General features: G+C 39.8%; 18 protein-coding genes and 1 pseudogene. 5 read left to right on the top strand and 14 right to left on the bottom strand.

Annotated features, from left to right (window positions below):
- Position 1: 1 nt before the first annotated feature.
- The 10 genes from AC0VZ5_RS15370 to AC0VZ5_RS15325 all read right to left on the bottom strand — a co-directional run bounded on the left by AC0VZ5_RS15370 (position 2) and on the right by AC0VZ5_RS15325 (position 8,734).
- Positions 2–1,861 carry a sensor domain-containing diguanylate cyclase gene (locus tag AC0VZ5_RS15370; protein WP_475473561.1) on the bottom strand — a complete coding sequence of 620 codons (1,860 nt, stop codon included), beginning with the start codon at positions 1,859–1,861 and terminating at the stop codon, positions 2–4.
- Entirely contained in the window at positions 1,861–2,646 is a 786-nt protein-coding gene (locus AC0VZ5_RS15365; protein ID WP_475473559.1) for a TatD family hydrolase, read from the bottom strand. Before AC0VZ5_RS15365 ends, AC0VZ5_RS15370 begins: the two co-directional genes overlap by 1 nt.
- The gene (locus tag AC0VZ5_RS15360) at positions 2,646–3,155 is read right to left on the bottom strand and encodes a hypothetical protein (protein ID WP_138609540.1); all 510 of its coding nucleotides are present in this window, start codon (positions 3,153–3,155) and stop codon (positions 2,646–2,648) included. The genes AC0VZ5_RS15365 and AC0VZ5_RS15360 overlap by 1 nt, the downstream gene beginning before the upstream one ends.
- Before the next feature lies 1 nt (position 3,156).
- Complete coding sequence (tatC, locus tag AC0VZ5_RS15355) at positions 3,157–3,897, bottom strand: twin-arginine translocase subunit TatC (protein WP_008108549.1); 741 nt, start codon at positions 3,895–3,897, stop codon at positions 3,157–3,159.
- 48 nt (positions 3,898–3,945) lie between these two features.
- Complete coding sequence (tatB, locus tag AC0VZ5_RS15350) at positions 3,946–4,278, bottom strand: Sec-independent protein translocase protein TatB (protein WP_475473556.1); 333 nt, start codon at positions 4,276–4,278, stop codon at positions 3,946–3,948.
- 5 nt (positions 4,279–4,283) lie between these two features.
- Positions 4,284–4,544 carry a Sec-independent protein translocase subunit TatA gene (gene tatA, locus AC0VZ5_RS15345; protein ID WP_475473554.1) on the bottom strand — a complete coding sequence of 87 codons (261 nt, stop codon included), beginning with the start codon at positions 4,542–4,544 and terminating at the stop codon, positions 4,284–4,286.
- Positions 4,545–4,623: 79 nt separating this feature from the next.
- Positions 4,624–6,225 carry a ubiquinone biosynthesis regulatory protein kinase UbiB gene (gene ubiB / locus AC0VZ5_RS15340; protein WP_475473552.1) on the bottom strand — a complete coding sequence of 534 codons (1,602 nt, stop codon included), beginning with the start codon at positions 6,223–6,225 and terminating at the stop codon, positions 4,624–4,626.
- A 17-nt stretch (positions 6,226–6,242) separates the two neighbouring features.
- The gene (locus AC0VZ5_RS15335) at positions 6,243–6,902 is read right to left on the bottom strand and encodes a ubiquinone biosynthesis accessory factor UbiJ (protein WP_475473550.1); all 660 of its coding nucleotides are present in this window, start codon (positions 6,900–6,902) and stop codon (positions 6,243–6,245) included.
- A 12-nt stretch (positions 6,903–6,914) separates the two neighbouring features.
- Positions 6,915–7,670, bottom strand: coding sequence for a bifunctional demethylmenaquinone methyltransferase/2-methoxy-6-polyprenyl-1,4-benzoquinol methylase UbiE (ubiE, locus tag AC0VZ5_RS15330; protein ID WP_413400966.1), 756 nt, complete (start codon positions 7,668–7,670; stop codon positions 6,915–6,917).
- Between the two features lie 107 nt (positions 7,671–7,777).
- Positions 7,778–8,734 carry a diguanylate cyclase domain-containing protein gene (locus AC0VZ5_RS15325; protein ID WP_475474763.1) on the bottom strand — a complete coding sequence of 319 codons (957 nt, stop codon included), beginning with the start codon at positions 8,732–8,734 and terminating at the stop codon, positions 7,778–7,780.
- 332 nt (positions 8,735–9,066) lie between these two features.
- Between AC0VZ5_RS15325 and AC0VZ5_RS15320 the strand changes: the two genes are divergently transcribed.
- A complete protein-coding gene (locus AC0VZ5_RS15320; RefSeq protein WP_475473548.1) occupies positions 9,067–10,845 on the top strand; it encodes a DUF885 domain-containing protein in 1,779 nt (592 codons plus the stop codon).
- A gap of 77 nt (positions 10,846–10,922) precedes the next feature.
- Positions 10,923–12,404: an FMN-binding glutamate synthase family protein gene (locus AC0VZ5_RS15315; RefSeq protein ID WP_475473546.1), complete on the top strand. Its 1,482-nt coding sequence runs from the start codon at positions 10,923–10,925 to the stop codon at positions 12,402–12,404.
- A 15-nt stretch (positions 12,405–12,419) separates the two neighbouring features.
- On the opposite strand, the pseudogene AC0VZ5_RS15310 reads toward AC0VZ5_RS15315, so the two are convergent.
- Positions 12,420–12,680 (bottom strand): annotated as a pseudogene (locus AC0VZ5_RS15310) (class II aldolase/adducin family protein); the annotation flags it as partial.
- A gap of 113 nt (positions 12,681–12,793) precedes the next feature.
- On the opposite strand from AC0VZ5_RS15310, the gene AC0VZ5_RS15305 reads away from it, so the two are divergent.
- Both AC0VZ5_RS15305 and AC0VZ5_RS15300 read left to right on the top strand, forming a co-directional pair.
- Positions 12,794–13,567 (top strand): amidohydrolase, encoded by a 774-nt coding sequence (locus tag AC0VZ5_RS15305; RefSeq protein WP_290167342.1) that lies wholly within the window; start codon positions 12,794–12,796, stop codon positions 13,565–13,567.
- A 58-nt stretch (positions 13,568–13,625) separates the two neighbouring features.
- Positions 13,626–15,050 carry a mannose-1-phosphate guanylyltransferase/mannose-6-phosphate isomerase gene (locus AC0VZ5_RS15300; protein ID WP_475473544.1) on the top strand — a complete coding sequence of 475 codons (1,425 nt, stop codon included), beginning with the start codon at positions 13,626–13,628 and terminating at the stop codon, positions 15,048–15,050.
- A 66-nt stretch (positions 15,051–15,116) separates the two neighbouring features.
- On the opposite strand, the gene AC0VZ5_RS15295 is transcribed toward AC0VZ5_RS15300, so the two are convergent.
- From AC0VZ5_RS15295 to AC0VZ5_RS15285, 3 genes are all read right to left on the bottom strand, one after another.
- Positions 15,117–17,273, bottom strand: a complete 2,157-nt coding sequence (locus AC0VZ5_RS15295) for a response regulator (protein WP_138609558.1) — start codon at positions 17,271–17,273, stop codon at positions 15,117–15,119.
- Positions 17,274–17,353: 80 nt separating this feature from the next.
- Positions 17,354–18,010 (bottom strand): helix-turn-helix transcriptional regulator, encoded by a 657-nt coding sequence (locus tag AC0VZ5_RS15290; RefSeq protein WP_138609560.1) that lies wholly within the window; start codon positions 18,008–18,010, stop codon positions 17,354–17,356.
- A gap of 210 nt (positions 18,011–18,220) precedes the next feature.
- On the bottom strand, positions 18,221–18,592 hold the full coding sequence (locus AC0VZ5_RS15285) for a histidine triad nucleotide-binding protein (protein ID WP_010392287.1): 372 nt from the start codon (positions 18,590–18,592) through the stop codon (positions 18,221–18,223).
- Between the two features lie 92 nt (positions 18,593–18,684).
- Here AC0VZ5_RS15285 and AC0VZ5_RS15280 point away from each other — a divergent pair, with 92 nt between their 5' ends.
- The gene (locus AC0VZ5_RS15280; RefSeq protein WP_138609562.1) at positions 18,685–19,287 is read left to right on the top strand and encodes a DUF2057 domain-containing protein; all 603 of its coding nucleotides are present in this window, start codon (positions 18,685–18,687) and stop codon (positions 19,285–19,287) included.
- Positions 19,288–19,313 lie beyond the last annotated feature (26 nt).

Here is a 19,313-nt window from a genome sequence, read left to right as displayed (position 1 = left end):
CCTACTGTGGGATTGAAAAATTAACCACTTGATTGCGGCCATGTTGTTTTGCTAAATAGAGTGCCTTATCGGCATAATCAGTAAATAGTTCAGGGTTATGAATGTCATCGGCAATTTGGGTATAAACACCGGCACTAATGGTAAAGTCGATAATTGTACCTGCTACATTTACAGTATTATTTGCTATTGCTAGGCGTGTTTGCTCTGCAATGATCAGTGCACCTGGGTTATCAGTATTAGGTAGTAAAATGACAAATTCTTCACCACCATAACGCGCTACTTCGTCAAGTGGGCGCTTAAGCTGTTGTTTAATGGTATCAGATACCGCCCTGATAACTTGATCGCCGGTTAAGTGGCCATAGTTATCGTTAATTGATTTAAATTTGTCTATATCTAGCATAATAATACTCAATGGTGTTTGTTCACGGCGCGAACGACGAATTTCCATAAGTAACTTTTTATCAAAAAAACGTCTATTTTTAATGCCAGTTAGCGCATCTTCCATATTGAGTTGTTCAAGTTCATGGTTTTTATCTTCAAGCTCTCTAAGTGTGACTTGTAATTCAAAGGTGCGTTCATCTACTTGGCTTTCAAGCTCTTGGCGGGTACGCTCTTGTAATTCGATCCGCTCATTTAATAGCGCATCTTGTGCGGCGCTTTGTGCAATCAATGCTTGCTGTGCTGTTACTTGCTCATCGCGTTGCAATATAAACAATTTTATGACGGTATAGCTTAGACAAAATGAGCAACCTAAAGACGCTGCAAAGGTGAGCATTAAGCTCGCTCTTGTAACAGTGTAGAAGCCTGTTAACGCAATGGAAAAATGAATAACCACAATTAAAAAGAACCCAAGTGCCATTAAGAGCGATTTATTGGGGCTAGTGGGATTTTTACGTAAATAAAATAACGTTGTGACAACATGATAAATTAAAATTACAGGGATGCTCAAAATAGCAAATAAAGCTACGCTGGGAGTAGGAAGCAACCAAATAAGTAAAATAATTAATGCGTATAGTGCGGTAATTATTGTTTGCCCTTTTACTAAATTAGACTCAATAGCGGTGCAAACATGGCGCTGTAAAGGAAGAAACGATATCGTGATCAGCATCAGCAAAATAGGCAGCATTAACTGTTGTAGGTCTGCTATGTTTGAGGGTGCATAACGAAATCCAAATCCGCCTAAGTAAGCTAAAAAGAAGCCGAGCATTAACGTAATTAAACCAGCGTAAGCAAAATAATGTTTACGTGAAAAAGCAAATAAAACCAGACTACTCACCGCTAAAGAAAAAATAAAGCCAATTAGTAATCCATAAAGTAAATTCACCATACTTTTATAAGCTAGTAACGAGTCTTGCTGCCACAGTGTTAATGGTACGCGCAGCCCAATACCTGAATCATTATTAACTTTAAGGTACACAGTAGTTTCACTGTTAGCGGGAAGAGTTAACTTGACTAGTAAAGACTCACTCTTGATTACTCTTTGCGAAAGCGTAAGCGTATCACCTATATGAGTTGATGTGAGTAGTTTATCATCCATAAAGTGAGCAAGGGAAACGTCATTCAAAAGAGGGTTGTCTAGTGACAGTAAGGGCATTAGCGGCTGCGATAACTGATTTTTAATTTTAAATTGAATCCACACAGGCCGAGACTCGAGGCCTAAATTAAGTGGCTTATTATTAAGTAGCAGCCATTCTTGTAAATTACTTTGTCGTGCATCTTCTAATGAGGTAGGAGCAAACGAATAATGAATATCTTCTATTTTTTTTGAATTAAATTCGCTATTTATCTCGATTGCACTTGCAGGAAAACAGGATGCATAAAACACCATAATGAATACCAGCAAAGCGCAAAAGGTTCGCATTATTTTTTCTCTAATCCAAATAAGTGGTTAAAGTTGTCACTCGTATGTTTTGCCACTTCACAAGCAGAAACACCATAAAGCTGAGCAAGTGTATCACACACATAATGCAGCAATGCTGGCTCATTTCGTCTTGATTTAGGCTTAGGTTTAACAGTGCGAGGGATTAAAAAAGGTGCATCGGTTTCAATTAATAAACGCTCAATGGGAATGCTAGGGATCAGTTGTTGTAATTCTTTGCCGCGTCGTTCGTCACATACCCAGCCGGTAATACCAATATAAAGACCTAACTTTAAGTAACCTGCAAGTGCTTGTGCATCACCAGTAAAACAGTGCAACACACCGCGAACAGTAAACTCATTTAAAATAGCAAGCATGTCGTCACTGGCATCACGTTCGTGTAAGTAAACCGGCAGATTTAGCTTTTCAGCTAATGCGAGTTGACGACGAAACACATCACGCTGCACATCTCTTGGAGAAAAGTCACGATTGTAATCTAGTCCGCATTCACCAATTGCAATAACTTGCTCATTTTGTGCGAGTTTAGTGAGCTGTTGTTCAAGTTCAGAGGTTGCTGTTTTTGCATCATGAGGGTGAATACCAGCGCTAGCATATTGACCATAGCGTGCAGCAAGTATAAATGACTCCTCACTTGAACTTATATCGCAGCCAATAATTAGCATATGCTTAACGCCGACCTCTTTTGCCCGCGCGAGCACCTCTTGATGCTGACCATCAAATTGATGATTAGTTAAATTTACGCCAGCATCAATTAACGTGTATTGCATTACTGAGTACGTTTTACACGAATTGAGCGGTTTTGATCTGCTTTTTTAAGTAAAAAAGAGTTGAATACGCCACGGCTAATAGTAACAGTGTCACCTTTGTCTAGACTTAATCTATCTGAACCAATTTGACGCCATTGCTGATTATTTTCTAAGGTAATAATTAGCTCACCATAAGGGGCTTTTTTAACATTAGCTATTGTTGATGAAATTGTTTCTTCAGTATTCTTAGTAATGTTTTTATGCTCTAAACCAAACTCTTTTGCCTTGGCAGCCACAGGTGCTGTTGCGACAGCCGTGTCAGCTTTTACATTAGCTTTAACAGATTGTTGTGGTTGTTTATGCGCTGGTTGAGTGAGTGATTTTCCCGCGATAGTGTTGTCGTAACATAGTAAACGATTAAAATCGTTTTCAATAAAACTACAGGCTTGTAACGCTTGCTCATTAATAGGAGTTGCGGCTAAAACCGGTACACTTGCTAAAGCGAGTAAAGAAAGTAAATGCTTATTCATATTATTCCTCAGATTCTTGTTGTGGTTTTGCGGTATAAAATTTAGCTAAAATTAAGCCAAGCTCAAATAAAAGCAGCATAGGCAATGCTAATAAGGTTTGTGATAGCACATCGGGTGGCGTTAAAAACATCGCCACAACAAATACACCGACCACTATATAAGGGCGTTTCTCTTTTAGACTTTGTGTGGTTGTTGCACCACTCCAACAAAGCAACATAATCGCAACTGGGATTTCAAATGCAATACCAAAAGCAAAAAATAGCTTAAGTACAAAGCCTAAATAGCTACTGATATCCGGTGCTAGGGTCATCATTTGAGGACCTGCACTGGTGAAAAACCCTAAAATAATTGGCAGTACTACAAAGTAGCAAAAAGCTATGCCACCATAGAATAAGAAAATACTGGAAGCTAATATGGGCATGAGCATTTTCTTTTCGTGCTGATATAAACCGGGGGCTATAAATCCCCAAATTTGATGTAAAATCCAAGGGATCGCAGCAAATAAAGCAACAAACAACGTAAGTTTAAAGGGGGCAAAAAATGGCGCGGTGACATCCGTTGCTATCATAGTGGCAGTACTAGGTAAATGAGCGACTAAAGGAGCCGCCACAAACGTATAAATATCGTTTGCAAAGTAAACCAAACCAATAAATATCACTAAAATACTTAATAGTGATTTTATCAGCCGGTCACGTAATTCGATTAAATGAGCGACAAATCCTGACTTTACTTCTTCAGTCATTGTTTTCTATACCCTGCATTAAGCGCATGAAAAAAGAGAGTGCCATAATTACTTAGAGTCATCTGTTGATTGGTTATTAGTGACTTGGCTTTGATCTTTTTTATAGCTGTGAGTAACTGATTGCGCTGCTTGTTGCAGCTCAGAAACAGAGTTTTGTAGGTCAGGACTTAAATCTTTAAGACCTTGTTGCTCTGCTTTTTTTAGGTTTTCATGTAACTCGTTTACACGCAGCTCTTCACTTACTTCCGCTTTTACTGAGTTAGCCATTGCTTTGGCTGTTTTTACCCAGCGGCTTACGGTTCTAATAGCAACAGGTAAGCGTTCTGGTCCAAGTACCACCAAGCCGACAATAAATACCACAACAAGCTCCCACATTCCCATGCTGGTTAAACCTTGTTGCTGTCTTTGGTTTTGTCAGTTGTATTTATATCGGCAGGTTTTGACTCTGCTGAATTTTGTATCTGTTCCGCTTTATCTTCGCTGGCTTGTTTCTCAGTATTTTGGTCATCAGACATGGCTTTTTTAAAGCCTTTTACTGCGCCACCTAAATCACCACCTATACCGCGTAGTTTCTTCGTACCGAATAAAAGTACAATGATTGCAAGTACAATTAATAATTGCCAAATACTAATACCACCAAAACCCATGGTTTTCTCCTGCTTTTAAGCCATAAAATAATAAGGTTAAGTGCTGATTATACGCCCAAAGCGGCAAATAGCACTTAGTTTATGCGCGGCGCCAAGCCGCTATAAAGCCAATAACAGCACAACTTGAGACAACGCCAGCAGCGATTAAGTTGTGTTGTAAATAAAATAAAGCTGAGACAATCATCGCTGCACTACTAAACAACCCTAAAACCAATGGTTTATGTGAAACTTTAACTGCAGGTGCGTGAGAGTGTGGTGCTCGCTTTAAATTTTGATAAATTAAATCGGGTAGTTCAGGCATTTTTTCTGCCCAAAACGGTAAGTTTGCATACATTTGCTTTAGCACAGACAGCGGACCAACTTGTTGTTTAACCCAGTCTTCTAAAAATGGCTTTGCTGTTTTCCATAAATCCAGTTGTGGATATAGCTGGCGACCTAAGCCCTCAACATATAGCAAAGTTTTTTGTAGTAATACGAGCTGTGGTTGAACCTGCATATTAAAACGACGTGCGGTATTAAATAAGTTAACCAAGACATGACCAAATGATATTTCAGCCAGTGGTTTATTAAAAATAGGCTCGCACACGGTGCGAATAGCAAATTCAAACTCTTCAATGCTGGTATCAGGTGGTACCCAGCCTGAATCAACATGTAGCTGTGCTACCTGACGGTAGTCGCGGTTAAAAAAGGCAATAAAATTTTCAGCTAAATAGCGTTTATCTTCTTTATTGAGTGTTCCCACAATACCGCAATCAATACCAATATATTTAGGGTTGTGCGGGTGTTCGCGGGAGACAAAAATATTGCCTGGATGCATATCCGCATGAAAAAAACTGTCGCGAAACACTTGAGTAAAAAATACCTCTACTCCGCGCTCTGCTAATAGCTTCATATTGGTGTTTTGTGCCATCAATGCTTCAGTATCTGACACCGGAATACCGTAAATACGTTCCATAACCAGGACATTACTGCGGCTATAGTCACTGTATACTGCAGGGATATAAAGTGATTCTGAACCTTCAAAGTTACGCTTTAATTGAATACCATTAGCGCCCTCACGCATTAAATCAAGTTCATCGAGTAATGTTTTTTTATACTCTTTAACCACTTCTACAGGGCGTAAGCGTTTGGCTTCATTAATTAACTTACCAACAACCTTAGCTAATTTTTCCATTAGTGCTAAGTCGGCATTTATTTGCTGTTCAATATTAGGACGTATAACTTTAATAACGACATCTTGCGGTTCACCTTGAGGATCAACAAGGGTAGCTGTATGCACCTGAGCAATTGAAGCCGATGCCAGAGGTGTTTGTGAAAAGTCGCTAAATAGCTGGCTAATATTATCTATTTCTAATGCTGTTTCGATGATTTTCTGTGCCAATTCACCTTCAAACGGTTCTACCTGATCTTGTAAAAAGGCTAACTCCAATGCGATATCATGAGGTAATAAGTCGCGTCGAGTTGAGAGCATTTGGCCAAACTTTATCCACACAGGGCCAAGTTGTTGCAGAGCTAAGCGAAGTCTTAAGCCTGGGGGTTTATCTTTGTGTTGATTGCGTAACCAAAACAAGCTGCCACGTGCGATTTTAGCAAACCAGGGTACTTTGTGTTTAGGTATAAGCTCATCAAGTCCGAAGCTAAGCAGGGTTTTAGTTATATAATACAGTCGGGCAGTTGACACAAAAAATCCTTAGCGCGTTAAAGGGCTTTAATTAGGGCGTTAATACGTTGCTCAATGGCGGCAACTTGGCCTTTTAGTGCTCTATTTTGTTGTTTAAATTGCTCAAGCTCTAATGGGTGAATAGTGATTGCCAGCTCATCTTGGCACACACTAATAAAAGTACTGTCGAGCTGAGACTTTGCTTTTTTACCTTGCTGCTTAAGTGACTGCAAATGTAAATAAAGTTGTTGTGCAGGCGCGTCGCCAATATGCTTTGCTAATTGCTCTGGCCAATCAATGTCTACACTTGAAAAGGCTGAACTATAGCTTTGGGCTATGTTTAAATCACCTTGTAAATCAAGCTTATCTTGGCGAATAAGTTGAGTCAGCATGGCCGGGTTTTTCAGTGCTAATAACGTATCTATATCGGCACTGATCATACAGTCTGCGTCAGCATGTTCGAATGCAGTGTAAAGATGTAGCTGCTGATTGGCATAAGTAATGGCTATTTTTTGCTGCCAGTCTCTAACCTCAACCAATAAACGCTGATGCTCTACTACATTTAGTTTATCGAGTAAGCTCGGGTCAAGTTTAAGCGCTTGATTTAATACTTGTTCAATGAGCGAAAGTACAAAGCTCGGTAGCATAAAAAAACTACCTGCAGCCGGTTGTTCTTTACTGTGTTCTTCAAGCGCCATAAATTACTAACCTTAGTATTTAAATCCACGATGCAGGGCAACAATGCCACCAGTTAGATTTTGATAAGTAGCTTGCTCAAACCCTGCTTCCACCATCATCGCCTTAAGGGTTTCTTGATCTGGATGCATACGAATTGACTCAGCTAAGTATTGGTACGACTCGCTGTCGTTAGCAACGAGTTTACCCATAGTAGGTAAAATGTTGAAAGAGTAAAAATCATACGCCTTGCTGAGAAGCTCTTGCTCTGGTTTTGAAAACTCAAGAATCAGTAAACGGCCCCCTGGTTTTAAAATACGGTACATAGAGCGCAATGCTTTATTTTGATCCGTCACGTTACGTAAGCCAAAGGCAATCGTAATTAAATCAAAACTATTATCAGGAAATGGTAAGGCTTCGGCATTCATTTGTACGTAATCAATGTTACCGACAAGGCCTAGGTTATGCAGCTTTTCACGGCCTACCTTTAACATTGAAGAGTTTATATCACCTAAAACAACCTGACCGCTATCGCCAACAAGTTGGCTAAACTTTGCGGTTAAATCGCCAGTACCACCGGCTAAGTCTAATACATGATGACCTTTACGAATACCTGAGCTGGCAATTGTTTGACGTTTCCATAAACGATGAATACCAAAAGACATGAGATCATTCATAACATCGTACTTTGTCGCAACAGAATGAAATACATCAGCAACCATAGAAGCTTTTTCGGTTTCGGCAACAGTTTTATAGCCAAAATGCGTGGTCTTTTCAGGGTTCTCGTTCATGATTAATCTCTATCGTGGTAATAGAGACTAGTGTACTTGATTGTGCACCAAGGGTGCAATTTGAATATGATTTATCAGCTAATTTATTGTGTGAACAGTGTGCTTTGCTATTGAGATGCACGTGATTTAAACGCCGCGTTTGAGGCACTTTTAACTAGTTGGTTAAAGTCGCCTTGTTGTTCCGTAATCCCTAATGAGAGAGAAATGGGAGGGAGTTTTAAATCGCTTTTTGAACTGATAAAACGTAGCTTTTCGACCCCAGCTATTACTTTCTCTGCAATCAATTTAGCTGTTTCGGGCTCAATGTTAGCAAGTAGAACGATAAATTGGTCTTTTGCAGAGCGCCCGGCTAAGCCACTTTGCGAAACATACTTTTGAACTTGCTTAGCTACTTTATTTAAAATCACTTCGCCAATTGCATCACCAAAGTTATTAATAAAATGCTCTAAATTATCAATTTGAATGGCAATTGCTGAAATTGACTTGTCTTGTTTTAGCCATAATTGTGTTTGCTTAGTTAAATAATGGCGTTTGTATAAGCCTGTTTGCGGATCAATGACATGTTGTTTGCGCAAGGTATTGAGTTGTTTTTTAGTTGTTTCGTGTAGTTTTTTTGCCTGACTTAGTTCTTGTTTAAATTGCGCTTGTTGCGAGAACAGTAACTGCGTTTGCTCATTAAGTCTTTCTAAGGCGATGCGGCTATTAGCAATATTATTTTCATCTAAAGAATGTAAGCAGTCATTAACATGACCTGCAAAATCGTTAAGTTTTTTTTCGGTTTGCTGTGCATTTCGCGATAGTGAGTTGATCACGCCATTGACGTTTTCAATCATTGCTACTTCGGTTTTATGACCCTGATTTAAATATTCAAAATAGAGTTGCTCAATAAATAGCTCATCAATATTTTGTTGGGCATCTATGGCTTCATCAATAGCATTGTTAAGCGCAAAATGGATTTTACTAATGTATGTATACACAACTTGAAAATTTAAGGGGGTAGGAGGCAAAACATGATGCTCTAAAAACATACATACTTTTGTCATTTTTTCTTGTGCTATAGCCATGGAATCATGGAACATCATTTGCAATTACCAACCAAATACGCATAAATGCTGATTTATAAAACTCGTCCAATGAGGCAATTTGCTTCCAAGCACAGATACAATAATCATTATATCTGTTATTTAAAAGTAAAATGAGTCGTAGTTGGCTAAAATGGCGCTATAATTTCAATAACCGTTGTTTTTTTGAGCAATTACTCTAATTGTTAAGTATTAACTTAAGTTAATAAAATGATTACTACCGTATATTTTCGCAATTGGTCGTATATTTATTTGCTATTTATTTAGGCTACGATAGGTTTATCACATCTGTAACGTCACTAAGCTCAATAACTATGAATTTATCTCTTTCAAAAAAAATGCGTATTTCCTTATTAAGTGTCACCTTAATGTGTTCATTAAGCGCGTGTCAGCTAACTACAATTAACGCCAATCAGCAATTTACGCAAACGGCCGAAAATATCGTAAAACATCGCCAAAATGTAAGTCCGTACAGTAATCCTGAGGGTGTTGATGGCTATTTACTACCTAACTTATCGGCTGACTTTTTAGCGCAGCAGTATCAAAAAAACACGCAGTTATTGGCTGATTTAGATGCAATAGATATGAGCAAGCTGAGTGACGAAAACCAAATTAACTACAGTATTATTCGAGCGCAAGTGCAAAATACTATTGATGAATATGTATTTAACGCGCACTACATGCCTTTAACGTCAGAATATGGCTTTCATTCAAGCTTATCGTTTATTGTTAATAGCTCTGATTATAAAACCGCTCAAGATTATCAAAACTACTTAAAGCGATTACAACAAGTGCCGCGCTTTTTTGAGCAAAACATAGGCTGGATGCGTAAAGGATTAGAAGTTGGTTTAACTCAACCCAAAGCGGTATTAATTGGCTACCAAGACTCTATTACTGCCTACATTGTTGATGATGTAACAAAATCAGAATTTTACAAGCCGTTTTTAAACAATACCGCGGGTTTAAGTGATAGTGAATTTATAGCGTTACAACAACAAGCTAAAGCAATTATTAGCAGCCAAGTTATTAAAGCCTATAAAGATTACTTAACTTTTTTTAATACTGAATACTTACCTGGCGCGCGCAGTGATATTGGTATTTCGTCAACTCCTAATGGCGAAGCCTTTTATGCAAATCGTGCTAAGTATTACACCACGACACAAATGACCCCAAAAGAAATCCATGAGCTGGGTTTAGCTGAGGTGGCGCGTATTCGCAGTGAAATGGAAGCGGTCACCAAAGAGGTGGGTTTTAAGGGCACGTTTGCAGAATTTATCCACTTTTTACGTACTGATCCGCAGTTTTACGCCACAACGCCTGAACAATTATTAAAAGAGGCCGCGTACATTGCCAAAAAAATGGATGCACAGTTACCTAAATTATTTCATACCTTACCACGCAAACCCTATGGCGTAGCGCCGGTGCCCGCCAATATTGCACCTAAGTACACTACTGGGCGCTATTCAGGTTCGAGCCGTGATGATCAAGCCGGTTTTTATTGGGTAAACACGTACGCTTTAGATAAACGACCACTCTATGCTTTAGAAGCGTTAACGCTGCACGAAGCCGTACCGGGCCATCATTTACAAATATCACTCAATGCAGAGCTTGAAAGCTTACCTAGCTATCGCCGAGATGCCTATTTATCAGCATTTGGTGAAGGCTGGGGGTTATATTCAGAGTACTTAGGGGTTGAGGCTGGTTTTTATCAAGACCCATATAGCAACTTTGGTCGTTTAACCTACGAAATGTGGCGTGCTGCACGTTTAGTGGTTGATACGGGGATGCATATGTATGGCTGGAGTCGAGAGCGTGCAATGAACTTTATGGCTGATAATACGGCGCTTTCATTGCATAATGTAAAAACGGAAACCGACCGTTATATTTCGTGGCCAGCACAAGCGCTGTCTTACAAAATTGGTGAGTTAACAATTAAACGTCTGCGCGCAGAGGCTGAGCAAGCATTAGGTCAACAATTTGATATTCGTGAGTTTCATCATCAAATATTACGCCATGGCTCAGTGCCTTTGTCGGTGCTTGAGCAACAAATACGTTTGTATATACAAGTGGAATTAGCAAAAACAGATAGCTAAAAGCGCATTATTTTGAAACTATAAAAGTGTGGTGTTATTTGATGGCATCACGCTTTTTTAGCATTTAAGGATAAGTAATGAGTCAGTTTATAATGTTCAGTATCGATGTGTTTGCCAGCCTATTTATTGTTGCATTGGGGTTGCTGGCTGTATTAATTGCTATTTTTTATATTCGAGATGTTACGCAAACAAAGCATGCTATTAGGCGTAATTATCCCGTGATTGGACGTTTCCGTTATTTCTTTGAGCGCCAAGGTGAGTTTTTTAGACAGTATTTTTTTGCCCTCGATCGTGAAGAAATGCCCTTTAATCGCGCCGAGCGCAGTTGGGTCTACCGCGCGGCTAAAGATGTTGATCACACGGCCGCTTTTGGTTCAACTCAAAGTTTAGAGGCCACAGGCACAGTCATGTTTATGAACTGTGCGTTTCCTACCTTAGATGAAGAAGCCTTAGCGCCGAGCAACGTAACGCTTGGTCCTTACTGTAAATTTCCTTACACCACAAATTCGCTATTTAATATATCGGGCATGAGCTTTGGTGCGCTATCAAGCCCAGCTGTACGTGCACTATCGAAGGGGGCAAAATTAGCAGGATGTTGGATGAACACGGGAGAAGGCGGCCTTAGCCCATATCACTTAGAAGGAGGTGCCGATATTGTATTTCAAATTGGCACCGCAAAATACGGTGTACGCGACGAGCAGGGAAATTTAAGTACAGAAAAGCTAAAAGCCGTTGCTGCACATCCAGCGGTTAAAATGTTTGAACTGAAAATGAGCCAAGGTGCTAAGCCAGGCAAAGGCGGCATGTTACCTGGGCGAAAAGTGAATGCTGAAATTGCCAAAATAAGAGGTATACCCGAAGGGCAGGATTCTATTAGCCCAAACGGGCACCCAGAAATAAAAAATCCAAACGATATTCTAGACATGCTTACCACCATCAGAACTGCAACGGGTAAACCGACAGGCTTTAAAGCGGTTATTGGTGAACATACTTGGTTAGAAAGTTTATTCGCCGAGATTAATCATCGCGGCATTGAGTCCGCACCCGACTTTATTACTATTGATAGTGCGGATGGCGGTACCGGCGCAGCACCACAATCTTTATTAGATTCTGTAGGGTTACCGCTTAAAGAAAGCCTTCCTTTAGTTATACAGCTATTAAAGAAACATGGTCTTAGAGAGCGAGTTAAAATTATTGTTTCGGGTAAGTTAATTGTTCCATCCAAAGTCGCATGGGCATTAGCACTAGGAGCCGACTTTGTAGTTTCTGCCCGAGGGCATATGTTTGCACTAGGCTGCATTCAGGCTATGCAATGTAATAAAGATACTTGCCCAACAGGAATTACTACGCATAATGAACGTTTACAACGTGGTTTGAATGTTGAAGATAAAGCGCAGCGAGTTGCAAATTATAATAAATACATCCATTACGGTGCGGGGCTTATTGCACATTCTTGTGGCGTTACCAGTGCTCGCGAATTAAAACGCAAACATGTACGTATAGTACAAGAAAGTGGCCTTTCTGAGCCGCTAGATAAAATGTACGAGCATTACTATTAAATACTTGCTTGTTAGTTATCGGTGATGAGGTGTATTGCTCGCTCGAATGCCGGTGATTTTTAATCGCTCTAATTCGCAGCTAAACAAAAACTCTAGTGCTTCTAGGTGGCGACGCACTTCAGCAATATTTTTGCCAACTGCATATAAGCCATGACCGCGAATTAATACACCAAATTTAATCGGTGAGTGCAAATGGTGATCGCTAACTAATAAGCTTAAACGGTCAATATCTTGGCCGTTATCAAAAATAGGAATGCTTAAGGTTTCTAAATGAGACCACTGTTGTGGTAATCGATGGATATGCAATACAAGCAGCCTAATGGCGATAAAGTTATTCGTTTATGTTTTGCTTAAAACGATCAAATCCTAATAGAGGCGGCGCAGATTTTATGTCAACTTTAACTTTAGCACTATTACAAAACTCATTGCATTGGCTCGATAAAAAAGCCAATTTAGCTATGTTTGAACAACAACTTGCCAACATCACCAATAAACCAGATTTAATTGTATTGCCCGAAACCTTTGCCACTGGATTTGCGGTTAACCTTGATTGTGGTGAGGCTGAAAATGGCTCAGTACTGAGTTGGCTTAAAACACAAGCTAAACAACATAATGCAGTGATTGCAGGCTCAGTATTGGTAACCCAAGGAGACAAAAAGGCCAACCGGTTTTATTGGGTACAACCAAATGGAGAAGTGAGCTATTACGATAAGCGCCACTTATTTTGTTTGGGTAACGAGGGTGAATTTGTAGTGCCAGGACAAACCCGTAAAGTGTTTGAGCTCAATGGGTTTAAAATTTTACCGCAAGTTTGCTACGATTTACGTTTTCCGGTGTTTCAGCGCAATAACAATGACTACGACGTGATGATTAATATTGCCAACTGGCCTGCGGCAAGGCGTAATGTGTGGGACACTTTATTAATGGCGCGAGCAATGGAAAACCTATGCTACGTGGTTGGCGTAAATCGGGTTGGCGAAGATGGTAATGGTATTGAGCACAGTGGTGGAACCGCAGTGTATGACTTTAAAGGTGAGCCACTGGTTAAAGCAAATGATGACCAGCCAGCATTACTAACAATCACATTAAATAAAGCGCCGCTCAATGAATTTAGAGCTAAATTTCCGGCACATTTAGATGCCGATGCTTTTGCATTGGTATAAATTAGCGCCCAGCCGATAAAGTGCTAAAATAGCCGCTGATATTTTTATTGGCGGCTTTATGAATACAACCCCTATTACACCGGTAGTTTTAGCAGGCGGCATTGGCACACGGCTTTGGCCGCTATCACGCCAAGCAATGCCAAAGCAGTTTTTATCTTTGCTTGATGATAAAAATCAGCAGTCATTATTACAAAGTACCTTATTACGTGTTACAACTGAGGACTTTAATCCCGCTATTTTGGTCTGTAATGAGCAGCATCGATTTATTGCCGCAGAGCAGGCTGCATTTGCAAAACCCCATGCCATAGTACTTGAGCCAGAAGGTAAAAATACCGCACCAGCTATTGCCCTTGCCGCGCACTACGCTTTAAAAAATAATATTACGGGCCCTTTGCTGGTGATGCCTGCCGATCATCATATTGCAGACTTTACCGCATTAACGGCTCAGTTATCTGATGCGATTAAACTTGCTGAGCAAGGTAAATTAGTTACATTTTCAATCACACCAACAGAGCCACACACAGGTTATGGTTATATAAAACAGGGCGCAGCCATTAAAGATACCTGTTGCTTTGAAGTTGACCAGTTTAAAGAAAAACCTGATTTAGCAGCAGCATTAACTTATTTAGCTGAGGGCGGTTATAGTTGGAACAGTGGTATGTTCTTATTTACTCCCGCTGCTTATCTGCAAGAGCTTGAGCGCTTTGCCCCCAAAATTGCTAAAAGTGTTGCCAGTGCTACTGATTTTAAACAAGACTTAGCGTTTACCAGAGCGAATGCCCATGCACTTGAATCTTGCCCAAGTGACTCAATTGACTACGCTATTTTAGAGCGCAGCAATAATGTAGTGGTAATGCCAGTGGCGTTAAAGTGGAGCGATGTCGGCAGTTTTTCTGCACTGGCTGCGCTGAGTAAAAAGGATTCGCAGGGCAATAGTCAAAATCAGCAACATATTGCACAAAACAGTATTAATAACCTAGTTATTAGTGAAGATGGACACACAATTGCTACTTTAGGTGTGAGCGATTTAGCGATTGTTCATACTCATGATGCTACCTTGGTTGCAAAGCAAGATTCGCTTGAAGGCTTGCCTTTAATACTTAAGCAATTGGCAATTACGCAAAATGACAAACTGGCGCATCATCAGGTGGTTTACCGCCCTTGGGGAAATTATCGTACGCTAGTAGAAAGTATCGGCTTTAAAGTTAAAAAAATTACCGTAAAAAGTGGTGAAAAACTCTCAACCCAGCGTCATCAGCATCGTGCCGAGCATTGGGTGGTTGTCTCAGGTACTGCAGATATATGTATTGACCAGCAAAGCTTAACACTGACCCATGACCAATCTTGTTATATTGGTGCAAAACAACTGCACAGCTTAGCGAATAATCAGCCCGAACCCTTAATTGTTATTGAAGTGCAAACGGGTGCCATATTGGATGAAAGTGACATAGAGCGATTTGATGATGTATACGGTAGAAAATAACAGTATAAATAGTAAATATGGTTGATCATTTGTTACGGTCGTAAAACTTGGTAGCCCGTAACCGTATTACTCTAGCCCTTGGCGCACATACCTTAAATAGGCTTCTAAACTGTGTTGCCACAGTGTGCTGGCTTCATTTAATGAGTTATTTAATGGCTTTTTATCAAGTAAGCGTCGTTCTATTTTTTTCAGTGCCAGTCCATAGCTATTAAAACCAAGTTGCATTGCGGTGCTGGCTTGGCGATGTAATAACTTAATGCATTGCTCGGGGTCTTGCTCTAATAAAGCTTGGCAACGGCTCAGCTTATTACGCGCAGATAGGATAAACTCATTATAAATAGAAGATACTTCGTCAATACTAAAAGAGCTTGTTAAGGTCTCTGTTGCAGTTTCATCGTATAACGTATCAATCAGCTCGACGGCAATGCTAGCTGTTTGTGTTGACTGTGAATCACTCAATGCTTGGCGTAGTTTTTCTTGCTTTAATGGCTTGCCAACAATGTCTTTAATACCCAGTGCTAAGTATTCTTTTATTTCATCAGGGCTCAAACTGGCGGTAAAGGCTAGCACTGGAGTTCGCTGATTTTTATGCTCCACTCGTTTGAGTGTTTTTAGCACTTGCTGCCCTGTTAAGTCGGGTAAGTTCATATCAAGTAACACCACATCAAAGTGATATTTTTTCATCAACTCAATCGCACTTTTGCCATCTTTAGCGAGCTTAATTTTATGCTCGTCGTCAGCCATAAATTCAACAGCTATTTTTTGGTTTAAATCTAAATCTTCAACAAGTAACACATCAAGTCCGGTTAAATAATCCTTACTTTGATGGCGCTGCTCTACAAGGCTAAGTTCACCTATGGCTAGTGTCATGTTAAAGCTAAATACGCTACCCACTCCCAGCTCACTGGTGATTTCTAGTTGGCTATTTATTTTATCGAGAAGGCGACTAGTTATAGCCAGACCAAGCCCCGTTCCGCCTTTTTCCTTACCGGCGCTGCTTTGAATGTAGGGCTCAGTTAAGTAATCAATTTCATCTTTTTCAATACCCGGGCCCGAATCGAGTACACTTACTTTAAGAGTATGATCGAGCTGAGTTTCATTAATTAAATCAATCTGTACTTTTACTGTGCCGGTGTCGGTAAATTTAATCGCATTACCAACAAGATTAATAATGATTTGTCTGAGCTTTTGTTGGTCGCAGTAATAACAGGCTTTATCAGGGATGTTACAGGCAAGCTCAAATTTAAGCTGTTTTTGTTCGGCCAGAGGACTTAACAGCAGGCATAAGTTTTGTAGCCAAGTTTTGAATTCTATGTCTTCTTCGTACAAGGCTTCGTCATGCTGATCTAAGCTTGCGTATTCCAGCACTTTATCTACTAGTAAGTTGAGCGACTCAGCTGAGTTGATAATGGCTTCGCAATAAGCTTTATTGCGGCTGTCGCTAGTTTGGTTTAACACCAGTTGTGCGCTGCCTAAAATGCCGTTTAATGGGGTGCGTATTTCATGGCTTATAGTTGATAAAAAGAGCCCGCGAATCTCTAAGTCTTTGTGTGCTTTTTCGGTAAGTTTATTAAGCCTTAATTCTCTGCGTTCATTACACAATAGAGCCATACCGGCTGCATAAAACATAGGGGCAATCACACTGTTCAAAAATAATAGTGAGTCAAACCATGGGTTTAATATTGCATCTTGTTGTGCAACGCGATCCATAAAAATAGTTCGAGTGATAAAACTGGCTGCAACCAAGGTTAAAATAATAATGTAAACAATACTGGCATTAGGATAAGGTTTTCGCGCATATTTAAAAAAAACAAATAGTAAAAAAGCGGCTTCTACAATATGTTGAAAGTCAGAAATATAAACCCGTGAGCGCATAGATGGCTGAAAAAAAGTGAAGTAAACAAGCAATAAAGCGCTGGCAGCGGTAAATAGGCAAACAAATTTAAAACCACGACCACGATAATTTAAAAACTGACTCAGCGATAAGCAATGCACAATGGACGCTAAAAACATCATGCTATTAGCAAAGGTAATGGCAAGCTTTTCAGGGATTTTACCTATGAGCGCAAAGCCCACAATGGCGGCTAATAGTAGTAAAGGGTAGGAGATATAAAGTAACGTGCCGGGGACATGCTTATTGGTACGCCAAGTTAAAAAGTTCAGTAACGTCATCACTGTCATAACAGCGATACTGGCAAAATAAAGCGTAAATGAGTCGAGCATTAAGACCCCAACAGCGATTTTTAAAGAAGATATAAAAACAGGCACCTGAAGTGCCTGTATTAAATTTATTTAAATAAGCCTTAACGAATTTCGTCAGGAATATTTTGTTGTGCCCAAGAGAGTAGTTCAATACGGTTACGGCATTTAGTTTTTCTAAATGCGCTGTATAAGTGAGTTTTAACCGTGTGTGGGCTAATGCTTAACTCTTCAGCAATTTCTTTATTTTTCGACCCGTTACTCATTAACGAGATAATCGCTTTTTCACGTTTAGTGAGTTTGATTGGCTCAATATCGCCATCAGTTAGCTTATGTAGTGCGTCTTTGTTAAATTGCAGCATACGGTTGAGCGCATTACACATAATATCACGACGATACCAAAGCTGATCTTCAAGTAGTAAACGAATCCCTTTCATTAATACGTCAGCATTATCGGTGGTGTAAAATACACCGCGAATACCACTGAGTAATGCACGATTAGCAAGCTCTGGGTTTTCATCTAAATTAAACAACACAATATCGCATTTGACGCGTAAATTAACGAGCTGCTCTTTTAGCTTAGTCCATGCGTCTTTACTTGATGTTTCAATGAACAATAAGCGAGTACCTACCGGAACATCTAAAATATTCGTACCTGTAGTTACGTCTAGGCCCTGCGTTTTTAACAAAGGCTCTAAAACGTTAATACCAATAGTGTTAATTGGTTCTTCATCTAACAACAAAAAGGCTGAACTGCTCATGTATTTTACTCTTTTATAAAGCTGGCTAATTAATCTTACCACGATCCCTGCACACCTTTTGTATTAGGGAGTAACAATTTCACTGGCGAAAAGGTGCGATTTACGATTATTTAAACATAAAATGTTGCAAATAAGTAATTGTTTTTTTGGTATATAAGAAAAACGCCGTATTTTTAATGTATTTTTTAAGATACAGGATTTAATGAGTGATTATAGCGCAACTTTTTTAGTGTTTTGATACGGAGGCCAGCCCATTTCTTTTCCCGCTAGCATATGCAAATGAATATGGTAAACGGTTTGTCCACCGTGTTCATTGCAGTTCATCACCACGCGGTAGCCGTCATCGCTAAAATTAAGTTGTTTGGCAAGCTTAGCCGCTACCACATATAGATGACCAACAAGATGTGAGTTTTCCTCAGTGACATCATTAATCGTGGCAATGGCTTGTTTAGGAATAATCAACGCATGAAAGGGTGCTTGAGGGTTAATATCTTTAAATGCAAGTGCTAGGTCGTCTTCGTAAATAATGTCAGCAGGAATTTCACGATTAATAATTTTAGTAAAAATAGTCTCTTGACTCATAATGATGACTCTAATTTTTTCGATTAATATGTATACCACTAATGACAAATTTTGCCAGCAGTGTCAAACTGAAATCAACTAAAGGAGTAATTATGCGTAAATCAATATTATTAGGCAGTGTAGCGGCGCTCTTGGTGAGTGCATCTAGTTTGGCAGAAAACATTCACTTTCCCGAGGAGTTTGTTCCTTTACAAGTGGGTGAACGAGTCATTGAAAGTTCGATTTTTAGTCGTGTTGATGATGTTGAGTTAGCACCGGGTACTTATCAGTTAAAGCTTAAATACACAGATTTATATGATTTAGGTTATGACGATCACGAAGTGATTGAGTCAGAGCCCTTTTGGGTCAATGTAACCGTTGAAGCAGGTAAAGATTACACCTTAGTATTTAATCGTGCTGAAAATGCGGTGGCAGCAAAAGTATTTGCTGAGGCACCGCAAGTAAGCTTAAAAGCAAAAGGCAGTACCTTAGCTGAGCCATTAAATGTGATAGCTGAACGACAACTACAAAGTTCACAGTTTAATCAGCAGGCCTCAGAAACCCCTGCCGGCCCACAAAAACCAAGTCGCCCAATTAAACCGATTGCGCCAATTAATGGTAAGGGCATGCCAAGCGCTGCCAATATGCTCGACTTTTGGTGGCAACAAGCAACGCCCGCTGAAAGGCAGGCTTTTTTAGATAAAGTAACAAAATAATTAAGCATTAAAAAAGGGCCAAGTTG

It is taken from the genome of Pseudoalteromonas sp. QJM3NY_12, from assembly GCF_056173165.1.
Note: the sequence above shows the minus strand (reverse complement) of the source record. Positions and strands in the feature narration are given on the sequence as shown.

What these genes read in the sequence shown, in the direction of transcription:
- ubiE (WP_413400966.1), bottom strand. Translation starts at nt 7,670, where the DNA reads ATGAACGAGAACCCTGAAAAGACCACGCATTTTGGCTATAAAACTGTT.
- AC0VZ5_RS15320 (WP_475473548.1), top strand. Translation starts at nt 9,067, where the DNA reads ATGAATTTATCTCTTTCAAAAAAAATGCGTATTTCCTTATTAAGTGTC.
- AC0VZ5_RS15360 (WP_138609540.1), bottom strand. Translation starts at nt 3,155, where the DNA reads ATGAATAAGCATTTACTTTCTTTACTCGCTTTAGCAAGTGTACCGGTT.
- AC0VZ5_RS15280 (WP_138609562.1), top strand. Translation starts at nt 18,685, where the DNA reads ATGCGTAAATCAATATTATTAGGCAGTGTAGCGGCGCTCTTGGTGAGT.
- AC0VZ5_RS15295 (WP_138609558.1), bottom strand. Translation starts at nt 17,273, where the DNA reads ATGCTCGACTCATTTACGCTTTATTTTGCCAGTATCGCTGTTATGACA.
- AC0VZ5_RS15305 (WP_290167342.1), top strand. Translation starts at nt 12,794, where the DNA reads ATGTCAACTTTAACTTTAGCACTATTACAAAACTCATTGCATTGGCTC.
- AC0VZ5_RS15325 (WP_475474763.1), bottom strand. Translation starts at nt 8,734, where the DNA reads ATGGCTATAGCACAAGAAAAAATGACAAAAGTATGTATGTTTTTAGAG.
- AC0VZ5_RS15370 (WP_475473561.1), bottom strand. Translation starts at nt 1,861, where the DNA reads ATGCGAACCTTTTGCGCTTTGCTGGTATTCATTATGGTGTTTTATGCA.
- tatB (WP_475473556.1), bottom strand. Translation starts at nt 4,278, where the DNA reads ATGGGAATGTGGGAGCTTGTTGTGGTATTTATTGTCGGCTTGGTGGTA.
- AC0VZ5_RS15285 (WP_010392287.1), bottom strand. Translation starts at nt 18,592, where the DNA reads ATGAGTCAAGAGACTATTTTTACTAAAATTATTAATCGTGAAATTCCT.
- AC0VZ5_RS15290 (WP_138609560.1), bottom strand. Translation starts at nt 18,010, where the DNA reads ATGAGCAGTTCAGCCTTTTTGTTGTTAGATGAAGAACCAATTAACACT.
- AC0VZ5_RS15300 (WP_475473544.1), top strand. Translation starts at nt 13,626, where the DNA reads ATGAATACAACCCCTATTACACCGGTAGTTTTAGCAGGCGGCATTGGC.
- AC0VZ5_RS15335 (WP_475473550.1), bottom strand. Translation starts at nt 6,902, where the DNA reads ATGGCGCTTGAAGAACACAGTAAAGAACAACCGGCTGCAGGTAGTTTT.
- AC0VZ5_RS15315 (WP_475473546.1), top strand. Translation starts at nt 10,923, where the DNA reads ATGAGTCAGTTTATAATGTTCAGTATCGATGTGTTTGCCAGCCTATTT.
- AC0VZ5_RS15365 (WP_475473559.1), bottom strand. Translation starts at nt 2,646, where the DNA reads ATGCAATACACGTTAATTGATGCTGGCGTAAATTTAACTAATCATCAA.
- tatA (WP_475473554.1), bottom strand. Translation starts at nt 4,544, where the DNA reads ATGGGTTTTGGTGGTATTAGTATTTGGCAATTATTAATTGTACTTGCA.
- tatC (WP_008108549.1), bottom strand. Translation starts at nt 3,897, where the DNA reads ATGACTGAAGAAGTAAAGTCAGGATTTGTCGCTCATTTAATCGAATTA.